This window comes from Phytopseudomonas daroniae, assembly GCF_004327275.1.
Taxonomy (GTDB): Bacteria; Pseudomonadota; Gammaproteobacteria; order Pseudomonadales; family Pseudomonadaceae; genus Aquipseudomonas; species Aquipseudomonas daroniae.
In genome coordinates, this window is sequence record NZ_QJUJ01000012.1 from 15,141 (window position 1) to 33,511 (window position 18,371).

Here is an 18,371-nt window from a genome sequence, read left to right on the forward strand (position 1 = left end):
ATCGCCCGGCAGCAACAAGCTACCGGGCGACAGGTCAATCAGCGCACTGGAGGAGCGTAGTGCAGACCGCCTTTGTTCCACAGAGCGTTGAGACCACGCTCGATTTTCAGCTCGCTGCCTTTGCCGATGTTACGGTCGAAGACTTCGCCGTAGTTACCGACCTGCTTGACGATCTGGACGACCCAGTCCTTCGGCAGCTTCAGATCTTTACCGTATTCACCATCGGCACCCAGCATACGGGCTACGTCAGGGTTCTTGGTTTCCTTGGCCAGGGCTTCGACGTTGCTCGAGTCGACCTCCAGCTCTTCGGCGTTGAGCATGGCGAACAGCGTCCACTTGACGATAGCCATCCAGTCTTCGTCGCCACGACGAACCAGCGGGCCGAGCGGCTCCTTGGAGATCACTTCCGGCAGTACCACCCAGTCATCCGGCGCGCCCAGCTTGATACGCTGTGCGTACAGTTGCGACTGGTCGGAGGTCAGCACGTCGCAACGACCAGCTTCCAGGGACTTGGCGCTCTCGTCGGAAGTGTCGAAAGTGATGGGGGTGTATTTCAGGCCGTTCGAGCGGAAGTAGTCGGAGACGTTCAGCTCGGTGGTGGTGCCTGCCTGGATACAGATGGTCGCGCCATCCAGCTCCTTGGCACTGGCAACGCCCAGCTTCTTGTTAACCAGGAAGCCGATACCGTCGTAGTAAGTCACGCCGGTGAAAACCAGGCCCATGCCGCCGTCGCGGGAGCTGGTCCAAGTGGTGTTGCGCGAGAGCATGTCGACTTCACCGGACTGGATCGCGGTGAAACGCTCTTTGGCGGTCAGCGGGCTGTACTTGACCTTGGTCGCGTCACCGAATACCGCTGCGGCTACACCGCGGCAGATGTCGACGTCGATACCCTGATAGTTGCCCTTCTCATCCGGTACCGAGAAGCCCGGCAGGCCATCGCTGACGCCGCACTGTACGAAACCTTTCTTCGTCACCGCATCCAGGGTGGCACCGGCGTGGGCCATGCCTGCAGCGCCCAGAACGGCGGCGGCGGTCAACATCGCCAGGGTGGTTTTAACCATCTTCATTGAATATTCTCCGGTTGCTTTTGTTGTGTTGGAGTCTCAGCCGGATCGCCGTACCCTTTTGGGGCATGTCGGCACTGTTGGCAGCAACGGTGTCGACCGGTGACCAGACCTCGGCGCGAGTGTAGCGACCTGTTCGAGTGTGAGTCATCAACTCTCGCACCAACCCGTTGGTGAACGGGCCTGAGACGGATAGCGAATTTGCAAATCGCAGGGCATGCAGCGCCCTACGAACCTTTTGGAAACCCCATCAAATCGGCTTCCCCGTCTGCTCCGTAACCTTAGGCGGTGTTACCGCCCAAGGCCAACGACATCAGTCTTCAGCTTTATAGCAAAGCCCATACCATCCCTTGATTTTTCCCGTGGCCTGGGCAGGTCAAGGGCGAAACTTGTAATCTTGCGACATCTTGTTCACGGATTAGCGTAGCGCCCAAAAACACAACGCACCAAAACAGAGCAACAGCCCCACAATGGAGCAACATATGGATACCACTTTGGTACTGCAGCCCCCACTTACTGCCGACGCCTGTGTCATCTGGCTGCACGGTCTGGGTGCAGACCGCTTCGATTTCCAACCCGTAGCCGAGGCTCTGCAGAAATCGCTGCGCAGTACGCGCTTCGTTCTGCCTCAGGCGCCTACACGCCCTGTGACCGTCAATGGCGGCTATGAGATGCCGAGCTGGTACGACATCATCGCCATGAGCCCCGCCAGGGCGATCAATCGCGAGCAGCTCGAACAGTCCGCGCAACAGGTCATCGACCTCATCGAAGCACAGCGCGACGGCGGCATTGATCCGGCGCGCATCTTCCTCGCCGGTTTTTCCCAGGGCGGCGCGGTGGTACTGCATACCGGGTTTCTGCGCTGGCAGGGCCCGCTGGGTGGTGTATTGGCATTGTCCACCTACGCACCGACCTTTTCCGAGCAGGCGCAATTGAGCGATCTGCAACGCGCTGTACCGGTGTACTGCCTGCACGGCAATCAGGATGGTGTGGTGCTTCCTGGCATGGGCCGCGCCGCCCATGACTGGCTACGCGCACGTGACGTCAGCGTGACATGGCAGGAATACCCCATGGGCCACGAAGTATTGGCGGAAGAAATACGCGACATCGGTGCCTGGCTGGCAGCCCGTCTATAACGGCATGCCGCCTGTCGTCATCATGACGCGAGAGCATTGCCAGCCTCCGGGCCGACGGATACTGTCGCGGGAATGAGGCCCTCGCATTCGCCATGAATGGGGGTCATCGACCAAGGGAGCGTTAGCGGTGCCGATCGTTAATCGTTTCGAGCAAGGATGCTGATGCCATGAAGGCAGCCCACTGGCAGACCGACCTCCAGCAGATCCGCCATCTGCGACTGTTCAACAACGTTGCACTCGGCAGCCTGACACGGCTGCTCGACTCCTTTCGCCCCTGCGACCTGGATACCGGCGAAGTCGTGCTCTCGCCGTTCGATCGCAACCAGTATCTTTATATAGTGGTCAACGGCAGCCTCAAGGTTTACCTGGGCTCCCTGGATAACCAGCCGGTCACCACCCTGCGGCCAGGCGACTGCGCCGGGGAAATCAGCTTTATCGACAACGAACATCCCAGCGCTTATGTAGTGGCCACCGAGCCGAGCAGCGTGCTGCGCCTGCACCGCGATGACTTGAACACACTGTTCCAGCAGTCACCGCAAATGATGCAAAACCTGCTGGAAGTACTCTGCAGCCGCGTGCGCCAGGGTAACCGCCAGTTGATCGACAGCGAGCAGAACGCCAATGTCGACAAGCTCACCGGCGCCTTCAACCGGCGCTGGCTGGAGCATGTATTCGAGCGCGAACGTACCCGTTGCCTGTTCAGTTGCCAGCCCCTGAGCCTGCTGATGCTCGATGTCGATCACTTCAAGGATTACAACGATCGGCACGGACACCTGGCCGGCGACTATGCCCTGTGCCTGGTTGCCCATACCCTGCGCAGGCAGTTGCGTACCCGCGACAGCCTGGTTCGCTTCGGTGGTGAGGAGTTCGTCATTCTGTTGCCGGAACTGCCCCTGCAACAGGCCGCCGACATCGCCGAGCGTTTGCGCGAGAGCCTGGAGCAGATCGGGGCCTTCTACTCGCCGCTGGGCGCCCAGCCCGGCGTGACCATTTCTCTCGGGCTGACCCAGATGGTGCCGAAGGACAGCCTGACCAGCCTGATCGCCCGCGCGGATCAAGCCCTGTACCGGGCGAAAAACGAAGGCCGCAACCGCCTCTGTCACTGAAATGCCGTCACCGCGTGGCATGCTGCGAGACCCCATGCCCTTCCGTGGATACTCCCAATGCGTAAACGCCTGCTGATCGCTCCGGTTGCCCTGATCGTTGCCGCAGGCGTGTTCTTCACCTTGCCCAGTGTGCTCGACCGGCGCATGAACAGCGTCGAATCCCCCGCGCCCTACCTGGCCGGCCAGGCAGCCACCCGCCTGCACGACACCCTGTTCATCGCCGACCTGCACGACGACGCTCTGCTCTGGGAGCGCGACCTGCTCAAGCGCTACGGCTACGGTCACTCGGATCTGCCGCGCATGCTGGAGGGGCGCGTCGGCCTGCAGGTGTTCTCCACCGTCACCAAGTCTCCCCGCGGGTTGAACTACGAAAGCAACGGCGCCGACAGCGACACCATCACCCTGCTCGCCATGGCCCAGCGCTGGCCACGAGCGACCTGGAACAGCCTGCTGCAGCGCGCCCTGTATCAAGCCGAAAAGCTGCATGAGGCAGCGGTGGGCAGCGACGGCCGCATGGTGCCAATCAGGACGCGGGCTGACCTGGCAGCCTTTCTTCAGGCCTGGAATCAGGATCCGCACCGCGTCGCCACCGTGCTGGCCACCGAGGGCCTGCATCCCCTCGAAGGGCAACTGGATAACCTCGACCGTCTCTACGACGCAGGATTTCGCATGGCAGGCCTGACCCACTTCTTCGACAACGAGATCGGTGGCTCGGCCCATGGCCTGGCAAAGGGCGGTCTGACGCCCCTGGGCCGACAGGTCATCGCTCGTCTCGAAGAAAAATCCATGCTGATCGACCTGGCTCATGCCTCGCGTCCCTTGATGGACGACGTGCTGGCCATCGCCACGCGCCCGCTGCTGGTCTCCCACGGCGGCGTCGAAGGAACCTGTCCCGGTACCCGCAACCTGAGTGACAGGCACCTGCGCGCGATTGCCGCCACAGGTGGCGTGATTGGCATCGGCTATTGGGACACCGCCGTTTGCGCGACCTCGGTAGCGGCCATCGTCGAGGCGATTCGCTACACCGCCGACCTGGTGGGCGTGCGCCATGTGGCCCTCGGCTCCGACTTCAACGGCACCATCCATGCGCCTTTCGATGTCACTGGCCTCGCCCAACTGACCGAAGGACTGCTCGGTGCCGGTTTCAGCCGCGAGGAGATCGCCGCGATCATGGGTGGCAACGTCCAGCGCCTGCTGCTCGCCAGCCTGCCACCAGGCTGATCTGAAACCCCGTAATGACGGCATCCGCAGGGTACTTCGCCATGCGCGCGTCTTGCTTTACACTGACTGTCGTTCATTCCTTAATCAACCGACGAGATGACCGTGCTCAACGCACTCAAAAAAATATTCGGCAAAGCCGAAAATGAGCCACACAGCTCAGTCTCCCCGACCCTCGAGCCCTCTTCCCCACCCGCCAGCCCCGCTCGCGAGGAACGCCAGCCGCGGCCACCGAAAGAGTCGGCCCCCGTTGCGCAGAAGCCCCAGAGCAAGCCAGCGAAACCTCGCCGAGAACGCGCCCCCAAGCCCGTCGATACCTGGAAACTCGAAGATTTCAAGGTCGATCCGGCCCCCGGCAAGACCCGCTTCCACGACTTCAAACTGTCGCCGGATCTGATGCACGCCATCCATGACCTCGGCTTCCCCTACTGCACGCCGATCCAGGCAGGCGTATTGGGCTACACCCTCAAGGGCCGGGACGCCATTGGCCGCGCCCAGACCGGCACCGGCAAGACAGCCGCCTTCCTGATCTCGATCATCACCCAGTTGCAGCAGACCCCGCCGCCGAAAGACCGCTACATGGGCGAGCCACGGGCACTGATCATCGCGCCGACCCGCGAGCTGGTGGTGCAGATCGCCAAGGACGCTGCCGAGCTGACCAAGTACAGCAACCTGAACGTCATGAGCTTCGTCGGCGGCATGGACTTCGACAAACAGCTCAAGCTGCTCGAATCACGCTTCTGCGACATTCTGGTGGCCACCCCGGGCCGCTTGCTGGACTTCAACCAGCGCGGTGAAGTGCACCTGGACATGGTCGAGGTGATGGTGCTCGACGAAGCCGACCGCATGCTCGACATGGGCTTCATTCCCCAGGTGCGCCAGATCATCCGCCAGACCCCGATGAAGGGTGAGCGCCAGACCCTGCTGTTCTCGGCCACCTTCACCGAAGACGTGATGAACCTGGCCAAGCAGTGGACTACCGATCCGGCCATCGTCGAGATCGAGCCGGAAAACGTCGCCAGCGATACCGTCGAACAACACGTCTACGCCGTCGCCTCGGCAGACAAGTACAAACTGCTCTACAACCTGATCGCCCAGAACGACTGGATCCGCGTGATGGTCTTCGCCAACCGCAAGGACGAAGTACGCCGCATCGAGGAGCGCCTGACCCGCGACGGTATCAGTGCCGCGCAGATGTCCGGCGATGTGCCGCAGCACAAGCGCATCAAGGTGCTGGAAGGTTTCCGCGAAGGCAGCATTCGCGTGCTGGTCGCCACCGATGTGGCCGGCCGCGGCATCCACGTCGACGCCATCAGCCACGTGATCAACTTCACCCTGCCGGAAGACCCGGACGACTACGTGCACCGCATCGGTCGTACCGGCCGCGCCGGCACCAGCGGCACCTCGATCAGTTTCGCCAGTGAGGACGACGCTTTCGCCCTGCCCCCGATCGAGCAACTGATCGGTCGCAAGATCCAGTGCGAAATGCCGCCGGAAGAACTGCTCAAACCGGTACCGCGTAAACACTGACAGCAGTCGCCTGGCTTCGCTGTGCGGCAGCCAGCGGCCAGGGCACACCTACAGCGTCATTGCGTAGCGCCCTGCGCCTGCACTGGTCGACAGGACGTCACGCCAGTACAGGGACTCGTTCATGACACTCAAGATCGACAGCAGCGACCTGACCCGCGCCGTCCAGGCCGGCGTCCTTCAGCCCGGCCAGGATCAGGCCCTGCTGGACTTTCTCCGGCACGACCCGCAAAGCCGCCCCAGCTTTCAACTGTCCCATGTGGCCTATTACTTCGGTGCACTGCTGATCATCGGCGCCATGGGCTGGCTGCTCACCGAAGCCTGGATGAGCATCGGCGACACGGCCCTGCTGCTGATCAGCAGTGCCTATCTGTTGCTGTTCTTGCTTGGCGGCCGCAGCCTGTGGCAACGCGGCCAACCGATTCCCGGCGGCCTGCTGGCGGCGGTGGCGGTCAGCCTCACGCCCCTGGTGGTATTCGCCGCGCAGCGGGTATTCGGCCTCTGGCCGCTGGGCGACACGCAAACCGATTACGTCGATTACTACCGCTATGTGCAGGGTGGCTGGCTGGTCATGGAGGTGGCCACGATCCTGGTCGGCCTGCTGGTGCTGCGCCTGATGCCCTTCCCTTTCATCGTCATGCCGATTGCCGTGGCGCTCTGGTTCATGTCGATGGATCTCAGCGAGTTGCTCTACGGCGAGTATTTCAGCTGGGAACAACGGCGCTGGGTCTCCCTCTGGTTCGGCCTGGTGATTCTGCTCGTCAGCCTACTGGTGGACGGACGCAGCAAGCGGGACTTCGCCTTCTGGGGTTATCTGGCCGGCCTCACCGCCTTCTGGGGTGGCCTGAGCCTGATGGACAGCGGCAGCGATCTGGGCAAGGCCCTCTACTGCCTGATCAACCTGGGCCTGATCGGCCTCGCCGTGTTACTGCGGCGCCCGCTGTTCATGGTGTTTGGCGCTCTGGGCGTGGCCGGCTATCTCGGCTACCTGGCCCATGACGTATTCGAGGACTCGCTGCTGTTCCCGGTGGTGGTCAGCCTGATCGGCCTGGGCGTCATCGGCCTTGGCCTGCTTTACCAGAAACGCCGTGAAGCGATGACCGGTGCCCTGCGCCGACATCTGCCGGCCAGTTGGCAGACGTTCCTGCCAGCGTTGCGCCGCTGAGCCCAGGCTGATGTCCATATGACGATGAGCCGAGCATGGCGCAAGGCACCACGCCAGTCGACGACACGCCGTTGCTCTTCGGAAAAGACTCGATTAAATTGCGACTCATTCTCATAGAGTCGCAATGCCACGCCCATGCCCGAGGCCACTCCCGACGTTCCCGACCGCCAAGCCATCGGTGCGCTGTACAGCGACCATCACGGCTGGCTGTTCGGCTGGCTGCGTAAACGCCTGGGCTGCCCGCAGAACGCCGCGGATGTCGCGCATGACACCTTCGCCCGCATCCTCGCCTCTCGTGCCCAATTGAACCTGCGCGAACCGCGCGCCTTTCTCGCCACCACCGCGCGCCGCCTGCTGATCGACCGTGCGCGCCGCAGCAAGATCGAGCAGGCCTATCTCGAGGCCCTGTATCAGGCTGCCGAGGATCTCGAGGGCTTTCCCTCCCCCGAACAGATCATGCAGGCCGTGCAGGCACTGGAGCAGATAGCCCTGGCCCTGCGGGGGCTCAGCGACAAGGCGCAGCAGGCGTTCCTGCTGCGCCATCTGGACGGCCTCGGCCATGCCGAGATCGCCGCACGCCTGGGCGTTTCCACCAAGATGGTGCAGAAATACCTGGTGCAGGCCCTGCTGCACTGCCATCGTCGCCTGGACGGTGCGCCATGAGCGCGATCCCCGACACGATCCTGGCACAGGCCGCCGAGTGGCTGGTACAGGTGGATGCCGAACCGGCTAGCCAAGCCGATTTCGCCGCCTGGCGCGCCGCGGCCCCTCAGCACGAGGCCGCGGCCCGCAACCTCGAACGCATGATCGAGCAGATCGGTGCCCTGCCCGCCGCACCCGTCCAGGCCGCCCTGCGGGCGACGCGGCAGGTGGATAGACGGCGGGGCTTGAAACGCTCCGCCAGCGCCCTGTTGCTGTGCGCGGCGCTACTGCTGCCGGCCGCGCTGTTCCTGCAGGCCAACCCGCCCGGCTACTTGCTGGCCGATATCCGTACCGGCAGCGGACAGTGGCATGGACAGGTACTGGAGGACGGCACGCAATTGACCCTCAACGGCCACTCGGCCGTGAACCTGGCATTCGACCGCGAACGTCGTACCCTGCATCTGCTGCAAGGCGAAATCCTGGTCGAAGTCGCCAGCGATGCCGCACGGCCATTCGTCGTGGAAACCGCCCATGGCAGTATCCGTGCGCTGGGCACCCGCTTCGTGGTCGCCAGCCACGACCACGCAACCCAGCTGGACATGCTGGAATCCAGAGTCGAAGTCCGCTCCGGAGGCGACACCGTGCAGGTCGGCGCCGGCCAGCGCCTGCGCCTCGACGAGAGGGGGATAGGCCCACTGAGCGGCTTCGACGCCCATGAGCAGGAGCAGGCCTGGCACCAGCATCAACTGCTGGTCGAAGACCGTCCGCTGCCGGAGGTGCTCGCCGCCCTGGCACGACAGCGTCCCGGTTACCTGCTCTTCGACGGCGATGCCCTGGCGCATCTGCGGGTATCCGCCGTACTGCCCCTGGACAATCCCGATCAGGCATTGCGCCTGCTGGCCCGCAGCTTCCCCTTGCAGATCCGCCACTTCAGCCCCTGGCTGGTACAGGTCAGGCTGACTCAAGGCAACTAACTGGCCGTTGAGAAACTACCGGGTAAATGTTCCCTGTGGTTCCAGTTTTCATTCCTCGCCCGTCCTGACAGGCATAAGCCAATGAAAACGGGATCATCATGCACGCCGACCAACGCCGCCAACCCAACATCCAGCGCCGCTTCCCGCCGCTAGCCCTGGCCCTTCGGCTCGGCCTGAGCGGCGTACTGTGCCTGCCCATTGCCGCGTTGCAGGCGCAGAGCGAAGTGCTTCGCTTCGAGATTCCGGCCGGGCCGCTGGATCAGGCCCTCGGTCGCTATGCCCGCCAGGCCGGCGTGGCCCTGTCCTACGATGCCGCGCAGGTGCGTGGCCGCGACAGTCAGGGCTTGCAGGGCAGCTACAGCCTGGACGACGGCTTCGCTCGCCTCCTCCAGGGCAGCGGCCTGAGCGCCCGGCGCAGCGCCGATGGCTATGTGCTGGAGGTCGCTCCGGCCGGCCCCAGCCTGTTGCCGGAAACCAGGATCGACGCCGGTGCCTACCAGGAAAGCGCCTGGGATCCGGTAGACGGCTACGTGGCCAAGCGCAGCGCCAGCGCGAGCAAGACCGATACGCCGCTGAGCGAGATCCCGCAAACCGTCAATGTGGTGACCCGCGAACAGATCCAGGCCCAGGGCGCGCAGAACCTGACCGAAGCGGTGCGCTACACGCCCGGGGTGATCGCCAGCTTCGGCGACAGCGACAGCCGCAACGACGTGCTGCAGAGCCGTGGTTTCTACACCCGTTACAACCTCAACGGCTCACAGCTGCCATTCGGTGCCTACAGCGCCGCCCTGGCGCGCATCGAAACCTATGGCCTGGAGCGCGTGGAAATACTCAAGGGGCCGGCCTCGGTCATGTACGGCCAGGGCCTGCCTGGCGGCCTAGTCAACATGCTCAGCAAGCGCCCCAGCTTCGAGCCGCTACACGAAGTCCAGCTGCAGACCGGCAGCCACGACCGCGCCCAGGGCGCTTTCGATGTATCCGGCCCGCTGGATGAAGCCGAGACTCTGGCCTATCGCCTGACCGGCCTGGCGCGCAACGCCGACGGCAGGATCGACCATGGGCTACGACGAACGCCGCTTCATCGCCCCGGCCCTGACCTGGCAGCCCAGCGAAGACACCCAGCTGACCCTGTTCAGCCACTACCAGAAGGACGATACGCTGTCCGACTACCACCCCTTGCCCGCCAGGGGCACCCTGAGGAGCAACCCCAACGGCCGCCTGCCCGTTACGCGCTATACCGGCGAACCGGGTTTCGACGGCTATGAACGTGAGCAGTACGCGCTGGGCTACAACTTCAGCCATCGCCTGAACGACACCTGGACGCTGCGCCAGAACCTGCAATCCAATCATGTCAAGGTGGATACCAAGGCCAGCCCCAGCTTCATGCTCGACGCCAGCGGCCGCCAGCTCTCCCGCGTCGCCACCCACGGCGAAGGCGAAGCCACCAGCCTCACCGTGGACAGCAATGCCCAGGCCGAATTCGCCACCGGCGCGCTGCGCCATACCGCCCTGGTCGGCGTAGACTACCTGCACCTGGATGATCGCTACGAGTTCGCCTCCAACCTCTACGACACGCCCATCGACATCTACGATCCGGTGTACGGCCAGCCGGTGCCCGATCTGATTCCGCGCATCGACTATCGCCAGCGCACCGAACAGGTGGGTGTCTACGCGCAGGATCAGCTCAAGTACGACAACTGGATACTGACCCTGGGCCTGCGCTACGACGATGCCTCCAGCCGCACCCGCAACCAGTTGCCGGGTATCAGCAAGGCGCGCCAAGACGACAGCAAGGTCACCGGTCGCATCGGCCTGGCCTACGTTTTCGACAATGGAATGACGCCCTACCTGAGCTACGCCACCTCCTTCGACCCCACCGCCGGCACCGATTTTTCCGGCCAGGCATTCAAGCCGACCACCGGCGAGCAATACGAACTGGGCGTCAAATACCAGCCGCCGGGCAGCGACAGCCTGATCACCGTCTCGGCCTTCCAGCTGACCCAGGAGAACGTGCTCACCCCCGACCCGATCAACAACGGTTTCAACGAACAGACCGGCGAGATCCGCGTACGCGGCATCGAACTGGAAGGCAAGACCAGCCTTGGCCGGCAGCTGGATCTGATCGCCTCCTATGCCTACATGGATTCCGAGGTCACCAGGGCCAATCCCTCGGCCAGCGGCGCCACGCTCGAAGGCAACGAGCGCATCCAGGTGCCGGCGCACCAGGCTTCCGCCTGGCTCGACTACACCCTGGCCGACGGCCCGCTGGCCGGCGCCGGGGCAGGCGTGGGGGTGCGCTACCAAAGCAAATCCTATGGCGATGCCGAGAACACCCTGGAGATGCCGGGCCGCACCCTGGTCGATGCCGCCGTGCACTACGACCTGGGCCGAGCCAGCGCCAGCCTCGACGGACTCGACCTGCGGGTGACCGCGAGCAACCTGCTGGACAAGCGCTACGTCAGCTATTGCCAGGGCGAGCTGCAGTGCTACTACGGCCAGGGCCGCACCGCACTGGCGACGCTGACCTATCGCTGGTAATGACTGCTACGGTCATGTGTCGGCCAGGGTGGTAGATGTGCCCGAGGCGGCGAACGGGGCAATCGTAATGGGGGATGGCAGCCATAAGGCGGGAGCGGACATTCGATTTGGTGGGCTTCATGACGTAGGGTGGACGACGCTTCACCTACGCGGCCCGACCCGTCCACCACTCTGCGATCGCAATGGTGGATGAAAAGAGCGTCATCCACCCTACGTCTGCTTCCGCCTTTGAGTAATCACTCAGCCTGTTCGCTCGGATACGACATTTGATCTGTGATGTGGCACTAGGGTCGATAGCGTGCCCACAGCTTGTCGAATTCTCGCGCGTACTCGGTCACCAGATGCGGATCGTCGGTCACCAGCAGGTTTTCCTCGTTGCTGGTGCTGGCGCTGCGCGTCCAGTTGAAACTGCCATTGAGCAGCAGGCGACCGTCGAACAGAGCGAACTTGTGGTGCATGTGGAAGGGGCTGTTGTCGATGCGCAGGGGCACGCCCTGGTCGATCAGGTGCTGGATATCACTGCCCACGTCGAAGCGTTTTTCGCTATCGCTGATGATGCGTACCGCCACACCACGGCGGTGCACGGCGATCAGTTCATCGCTGAGCTGGTCGTCGGAGATGGTATAGACGCACACGTCCACCGACTCGCGGGCCTGGCGGCACAGATCGCGGATGCGCTGGCGGCAACTTTCGCCAGGACTGAAATGTGCACTGCCCTGGCCACGGATCGGTGAACAGCGCACCTCCAGGGTCTTGATCACCTGCTCCAGCCACTTCAACGCCGGCAGGGCATCCTCGGGGTTGTGGATCAATTCACGCACCAGCGCGAAAGCGCGGTTACGCAGGTAACGCACCTGATCGGTCGTCAGGTCGTTGCCAAGCTCACGCAGTTCGTCGCGTTCCTCGTTGCTCAGCCGGAGGTCGGCGAGGCTTTCGCGCAGGTGTTGATCGAGGTAATTGAAGTCCATTCTGCTCCCCTTTAGGGCACCTCTAAAAACTACCTGCGTTGTCATCACTGCGTTAAAAACAGGCTAAAAATGCTCATTTACAGCTCGTAAACTGCGCTTTTTCGCCTGTTTTTGCCTTGTGCTGACTGCCTCGCCTACGTTTTTAGAGATGCCCTTTATCGAGTACGACGTGCGCGGCGTTTGTGCCCACCGCGCTGCCATGAGGCATAGAGGCCGCCGCACAAGGCGCCGGCCAGGTGATATTCGAACGACACGCCCTGCTGCGGCGGCAGACCGAAGAAAAAACCGCTGTAGAGCAGCAGCGCCAGAGCCGCCAGCAGCAGATCCGCGAAACTGCGGCGAAACCAGGCGCGCCCCAGCAACAATCCCCAGAGCCCGAATAGCCAGCCACTGGAGCCGACATGGATGCCCTGACGGCCAAACAGCCAGACCAGCAGGCCACTGGCGACGATGATGAACAGGCTGGCGCGGATGAACTCGCTGCGCGACTCCAGCAGCGCCAGCGCCCCCAGTACCATGAAGCCGCTGAGGTTGCCGAACAGGTGCAGCCAACTGCCATGCAGCCAGGGCGCCAGCAGCACGCCCGGCAGGGCTTCAGGCACCCGCGGGATCAGCCCCCAGCGGTTCAGGCCGTAGCCATCCAGGCTGTTGACCAGTTGCAGCACGATCATCAGCGCGGCGATGCCGAGCAGCAGCTTGAGACGCGGCAGCAACCAGAGGGTCACGGCGTGTCGTCGCTGCGCCCCAGCAGACGCCCGATATCGCGTAGCTGAGTGGTCATCTCGCCCATACGCTTGTGGGTACCCAGGTCGATGTCGATCTTCTTGTCCATGGCATTGATCAGCGGCAGCACACCGTTCTGCAGGCTTTCGGCGAGGCGTTCGAGCAACGGCTGCAGGCCGGGCTGAACCGGTGCCTGCAAGGCCACCTCGACCTTCGGCTGCACTTCACGCAGGCGTTCCAGGCCAGCCAGCAATTCCTGCCAGGGCAACTCGGCCGCCGCCGGTTTGCCCTCGCCCATCCGGCTCAGGCCACGCACGCCCTCGACCAGGTCGTTGAGCTGCGCCACCACTCGCCCGCCGATGTCCGAATCGCTGCCGCCCATGGCCTTGTTGCGCATGAAGTCGCGCTTGATCTGCGTCCAGCGCTCGAGCTGCTCGGGCGTCTGGTTGCCACGCAGCTCGGCGAGCTTGAGCAGGTTTTCCTCGGCGCCGGTGGTCAGCAGTTGCGATTCGCCCTGATAGTGGTCGGCGATCAGTTGCAGCAGCTCGGCATCGTTCATCACCGAGGAGATCTTCTCGGCCATCTTGTTCATGTTGCGATAGCTGCCCTGCAGCTTGAACGAAGGTTCGGTGCGGTACTCGTTGGCCTGGGCGGCACTGGCGATGTACTGCTGGTTGACCTTGAGCACCACGTCGCGCACCTGCATCAGGCGCTGCAGGGTGGAGACGATCTCGTTGACCTCGGCACCGCTGTAGCCGTGGCTCAGCTCGTTGCTGGAGAACGGCTTGCCTTCGGCCTTGGCGACGAAGCGATAGACATCGGCCATATCCCGGGTGGCCAGCGGCGCCAGCACCGGATTGGAGGTCAGGCCGTTCTCGATGTAGCTGAGCGCGAAGGCCTCTTCCATGCCGCCGAGGGTATCGCCCAGGTTGTAGATATCGGCCCGGTTGGCCAGCATGTCAGGGATCTTGAACACGTCGCCGGACTCGGTATAGGGGTTGCCCGACATCACCACGCAGAACTTCTTGCCGCGCATGTCATAGGTCTTGGTACGGCCCTTCCACACGCCCTCGATGCGCCGGGTGCCGTCACACAGCGAGATGAATTTCTGCAGGAATTCCGGGTGGGTGTGCTGGATGTCGTCGACGTAGAGCATCACGTTGTTGCCCATTTCCAGCGCCAGGTTGAGCTTCTCCAGCTCCTGGCGGGAGGTGGCGTCCGGCGCCTGGGCCGGATCGATGGAGCGCACCTCGTGGCCGAGGGCCGGGCCGTTGATCTTCATGAAGATCAGGCCGAGACGATGAGCCACGTACTCCATCAGGGTGGTCTTGCCGTAGCCAGGCGGCGAGATGAGCATCAGCAGGCCCATCAGATCGGTGCGCTTGCTTTCGCCGGCGGTGCCCATCTGCTTGGCCAGGTTGTCGCCGATGACACCCAGGTATACATCGTTGATCAGCTTGTTACGCACGAAGGAGGACAGCGGCCGTGGCTTGAACTCGTTCAGGCGCAGCGCCTCGCGCTCGCGGTTGACCACCTCCTGGCGCAACGCCTGATAACGCTGCAGGGCCGGCAGGAAGGTCTCGCGGTGATAGCGCAGGCGCTGGAAGAAATCGTCCAGGGCGAAGGCCAGGGTGCCCTGCTCGATACGCGGATGCTCACCGAGCAGGCCGTCGGCCCGCACCTGTAGATCCGCCTCGGTGACACGTACCGGCAGCTCGGCATCGATCAGGCTCAGGGCCACGGCCTCGGGCACATAGGCCAGAGAGGCGGCGCCATGTTCGGCGCAATAGGCACGCAGCCAGTTCTCGGCTAGCGCCCAGCGCTGGTCGGGCCGTCCACGCAGGCGCTCCTGAGCCTGCAGGTAGCCGTCCCACATGTGCGCGGTCTGCAGGTGCTGACGCAGGCCGTCTAGCAGATCACGGGCGTATTTGCTGACCACGAATTCGACGCGCTCGGCAGCCAGCTCCTCGACCAGATACTCGGCAGCCTCACGCAGCAGCGCCGCCTCGAGCTGCATCGGATGGCGTGCCAGGAAGCTTTGCATCGCCGCCAGCACTTCAGCGCGCAACTGCACGAGGCCGTCGTCGCGGCCGAACAGCTTGCGGATGTTGGCGCAGGTGTGGGCTCGCTCGGCCCAGTGGGCGGCGTCCATGTCCTCGCGCCAGCGGTTCCAGAAGAACAGCGCGAAACCACGGGCCAGGGGCGTGTAGGTCAGCAGGCCGGCACCTTCGCGCAGGGCCAGCAGCTTGAGCAGGATGGCCATGGCGTCCTGATCGTGGATGCCTTTCTGGTAGCCCTCCTTGTAGCGCGGCGCGGCGAACTCGCGGATGCGCTTGATCAGCTCTTCGGGCTGGCTCATGTGCACCTTGAGCATATCCAGGCTGAGCCCTTCGGTGTTGCGTACGGCGGCGTCGAGTACCAGACCGGCCAGGAATTCGCCGCGATACAGCGCCGCCGACTCGGACTCCAGCGCCACCTGCCAGTAGTCGCGCAGCGATTCCAGCTCGCCGTCGTGCAGGGGTTCGAGGAAATCGGTGCCGGTCAGATGCAGGTACAGCTGGTCGCCCCGCGGCAACAGGGTCAGATCCAGTTCCTGGGTGTTGACGGCGAAGCGGTGGCGCGGCCCCAGCTTGATGACATCGCCGCCCTCTTCGAACAGCTCGCTCTTGTCGCGCAGGGCGCGCACGGCCTGATCGCGGGCGCCTTTCAGGTGTGCCTCGACATCGTCGGCCTTGACGCTGTCCTTGAGCTCGCGCAGGCGCTCGGCCAGCTCACGCAGCTTGAGAATCAGCGGGTCGGCGGCGAAGAAGGCATTGAGTTCCTCGGCCTGGTCGAAACGCGCGGTACGTCGGCCCAGGCTGTCGAGGATGCGCCGGGCGGCATCGAGCAAGGCCTGGGCCTTGCGCTGGCGCTCGTCGAGCAGGGTCTGCTTGTGCGCCTCGAAGGTTTCCAGCAGTTCCTCGCGCTTGGCCAGGATGTCGCCGAGAAACTGCTCGTGATCGCCGAACTGGCTTTCCAGCTCTTCGAGTTGCACCAGCAGGCGCGACAGCTGCTCATCGCAGCGCTCGGGATCCTGAGCCAGTGCCAGGGCATTGGTGATGCTCTGGCTGAACAGTTTGAACTGGGCGCCGAACTGCGCCACGGTTTCCGTCGAGCCCAACCCCTTGCGCCGCTGCTCGGCCCGCGCCTTGGCCTGGTTGAGCTTGGCGTATACCTCGGAGATGGCATCGACGATACGGGTGCGCTCGGTGGCGTCGTCGATCTGCAGCGAGGCCATCAGCCCGGAAAGCATGTCCAGGTTGGCGGCCATTTCGCCCAACCCCTCCAGGGGTTCGGCCAGCTGCGCCACGGTCTCGGCTTTCTGCGCCTGGGCATCGAGCGCCTGCAGGTTGTCGTGATAGGGCTGCAGCGCGGCATCGCCGGCGAGGTAGCGCGAGGTCGCCGCCGCGGTCTGCTCGTGGGCCTCGAGCAGCGCCGCCTCCATGGCGTCGATGCGCGACACGTCGATATAGCGGTAGTCGCGAATGGTCAGCAACTGGCCGCGCTGGGCGGTGATGGCGTTGAGCGCCTCGACATACTCTTCGACCTTGTCCCAGCTGTCCGAACGCAGGCTCTCGAGCAACGCCTTCTGCCGGCTCTCGGCACTGGCCATGGCGGTGGCCGACTGCTGGCGGATGCTCTCGACCTTCTCGAACTCGTCGAGCACCAGCTCGCCGGTCGCGGCGATCTCGCGCAGCAGCGGCGCCATGCCCGCGCACTGCGGATCGCCGAGCCAGTGATAGATATCGAACAGCCGACGGGTGTTCTGACACAGCAGGGTATAACGCGGCACCGACACTTCGCGGCTGTCGATCTCGCGGCTGAGGTTGAACAGATCGGAAACGCCGCGCACCAGCTCGGCGTTGCCGATCCGCCCGAAGAAACCGCTGCGCGCCGGCTGGCGGGCAGCGTATTCCTCGCTGCAGAACGGCGTCTGCCAGACTTGCATGGGGTGGATGCGGGTCGGATCAATGCCTTCGGCAGAGAAGATCACCATGCGCCCGTCTTCCAGGCGCGCGTAACCATGACCGAAGATCGGATTCTGCAACTGGCGGGTGACCAGGTTGTAGGTCAGCAATACCGCCCGGCCTTCGCCGGGGTGGTAAAAGATGTACTGCACGTCCTCGCCGTTGGGCGAACGCACCGAGCGCTTGAAGCGCATGCCGGCCATGGACTGCTCGAAGGTCTTGTGCTCGCCGTTCTGCAGGTAGTAACCGCCGGGAAAGATGATGCCGTGGTCTTCGGGCAACTGCACGCAGGCTAGACCGATGGCGTCGATGCGCTCGACCTTGCGGGTCAGGCGATTGAACACCAGGTAGCGCCACTGCTCCTCGCGGTACGGCAGGATCTTCAGCAGGATCAGGCTGCCCAGCGCGGCGAACTCGACCTGGGCGTCATCCAGCGATTGGGTCTTGTCCATCACCTCTTCGCGATAGATGCCCTGGCCGCTTTCGGTGTTGTTCTCGATCTTGATCGTCAGGTCACCGCCGACCGTCTCGACGAATACCGTGTCGAGGATGTTCAGGTGCGGGAAGCGCCCGTTGACGGTCATGTCGCGGGTGGTTTTCTGCCACTCGAAGTCGAACGGCGCCGGCAGCGCGATATCGCGCTCGCCGCGGTTGTCGATGTAGCGCACGTCCTTGCCGTCGAGCGACAACGACCAGCGGAACACACGGATATCGGTGATGCGCTCGCCAATCTGAAAGCTGGCCAGCAACTTGCCGTCGCGGATCGCCAGCTGCAGCAGGCGGGTATTCTTGTAGTAGGTGTAGAGCTCGTTGAAGTCGTTGACGAAGCCACTTTGCGCCAGGAAGGTGCCATCGAGCGGGATCGACTCGGCCTCGTAACCTTCAGGCCCCTCCACCAGGCGATAGAGAGAAAACACGTCGGCGACCGAGGTTTCCTTCTTCAGCCCGAGAAACACGTTGTAGCCGAACAGCAGCCAGTCGCCGACCTGGACGATATCGCGGGCGATGCAGTTGTTCTCGGTACGGATGCGAACCCGACCGGTCACTTCCATCTGGCTGCTGCCGAACTCCTGCAGACGTTGCTCGTTCAGCGCCTCGGTATTCTGCCGCAGGCGCAGGCCCTGCTCCTGCAGGCGCTTGTGCAGTACCTCATAGGCACCGCCTTCGGCAACGGCTTTGTCGAGAATGTCCTGCTGGGTGTTTTCGGCTTGGGCGTCCGACATCGTGGTCTTCCTGAATCTGCGCTGTCTGCAAGCAAAAGCGCGCCTATCGCGAGGATGAGGCGCGAAAAGCGATTTCTAGC

Annotated in this window: 12 protein-coding genes and 1 pseudogene; 9 read left to right on the top strand and 4 right to left on the bottom strand. The window is 63.6% G+C overall.

The annotated features are described in order from the left end of the window. Positions 1-38: 38 nt before the first annotated feature. Positions 39-1,067 carry an amino acid ABC transporter substrate-binding protein gene (locus DNK10_RS22435; protein ID WP_131179835.1) on the bottom strand — a complete coding sequence of 343 codons (1,029 nt, stop codon included), beginning with the start codon at positions 1,065-1,067 and terminating at the stop codon, positions 39-41. Between the two features lie 479 nt (positions 1,068-1,546). Between DNK10_RS22435 and DNK10_RS22440 the strand changes: the two genes are divergently transcribed. The 9 genes and pseudogenes from DNK10_RS22440 to DNK10_RS26215 all read left to right on the top strand — a co-directional run bounded on the left by DNK10_RS22440 (position 1,547) and on the right by DNK10_RS26215 (position 11,370). Next, complete coding sequence (locus DNK10_RS22440) at positions 1,547-2,200, top strand: alpha/beta hydrolase (protein ID WP_131179834.1); 654 nt, start codon at positions 1,547-1,549, stop codon at positions 2,198-2,200. A gap of 167 nt (positions 2,201-2,367) precedes the next feature. Then, a complete protein-coding gene (locus DNK10_RS22445; RefSeq protein WP_131179833.1) occupies positions 2,368-3,306 on the top strand; it encodes a GGDEF domain-containing protein in 939 nt (312 codons plus the stop codon). Between the two features lie 57 nt (positions 3,307-3,363). Next, positions 3,364-4,527, top strand: coding sequence for a dipeptidase (locus DNK10_RS22450; protein ID WP_131193093.1), 1,164 nt, complete (start codon positions 3,364-3,366; stop codon positions 4,525-4,527). Between the two features lie 102 nt (positions 4,528-4,629). Continuing rightward, positions 4,630-6,054, top strand: coding sequence for an ATP-dependent RNA helicase RhlB (rhlB, locus tag DNK10_RS22455; RefSeq protein ID WP_131179831.1), 1,425 nt, complete (start codon positions 4,630-4,632; stop codon positions 6,052-6,054). Between the two features lie 121 nt (positions 6,055-6,175). Next, positions 6,176-7,216 (top strand): DUF2157 domain-containing protein, encoded by a 1,041-nt coding sequence (locus DNK10_RS22460; RefSeq protein WP_131193094.1) that lies wholly within the window; start codon positions 6,176-6,178, stop codon positions 7,214-7,216. Positions 7,217-7,351: 135 nt separating this feature from the next. Next, a complete protein-coding gene (locus tag DNK10_RS22465) occupies positions 7,352-7,879 on the top strand; it encodes a sigma-70 family RNA polymerase sigma factor (RefSeq protein WP_131179829.1) in 528 nt (175 codons plus the stop codon). After that, positions 7,876-8,832 carry a FecR family protein gene (locus DNK10_RS22470; RefSeq protein ID WP_131193095.1) on the top strand — a complete coding sequence of 319 codons (957 nt, stop codon included), beginning with the start codon at positions 7,876-7,878 and terminating at the stop codon, positions 8,830-8,832. Before DNK10_RS22465 ends, DNK10_RS22470 begins: the two co-directional genes overlap by 4 nt. 98 nt (positions 8,833-8,930) lie before the next feature. After that, positions 8,931-9,698: pseudogene (locus DNK10_RS26210) on the top strand (STN domain-containing protein); the annotation flags it as partial. 190 nt (positions 9,699-9,888) lie between these two features. Continuing rightward, entirely contained in the window at positions 9,889-11,370 is a 1,482-nt protein-coding gene (locus tag DNK10_RS26215; protein WP_131193097.1) for a TonB-dependent siderophore receptor, read from the top strand. A gap of 284 nt (positions 11,371-11,654) precedes the next feature. Here the strand turns inward: DNK10_RS26215 and DNK10_RS22485 are convergent, their stop codons facing one another. The 3 genes from DNK10_RS22485 to DNK10_RS22495 all read right to left on the bottom strand — a co-directional run bounded on the left by DNK10_RS22485 (position 11,655) and on the right by DNK10_RS22495 (position 18,291). Continuing rightward, positions 11,655-12,338: a phospholipase D-like domain-containing protein gene (locus DNK10_RS22485; RefSeq protein WP_131179826.1), complete on the bottom strand. Its 684-nt coding sequence runs from the start codon at positions 12,336-12,338 to the stop codon at positions 11,655-11,657. A 155-nt stretch (positions 12,339-12,493) separates the two neighbouring features. After that, positions 12,494-13,063 (bottom strand): rhomboid family intramembrane serine protease, encoded by a 570-nt coding sequence (locus DNK10_RS22490; protein WP_242674677.1) that lies wholly within the window; start codon positions 13,061-13,063, stop codon positions 12,494-12,496. After that, positions 13,060-18,291, bottom strand: coding sequence for a DNA repair ATPase (locus DNK10_RS22495; RefSeq protein ID WP_131193098.1), 5,232 nt, complete (start codon positions 18,289-18,291; stop codon positions 13,060-13,062). Before DNK10_RS22495 ends, DNK10_RS22490 begins: the two co-directional genes overlap by 4 nt. Between the last annotated feature and the right edge of the window lie 80 nt (positions 18,292-18,371).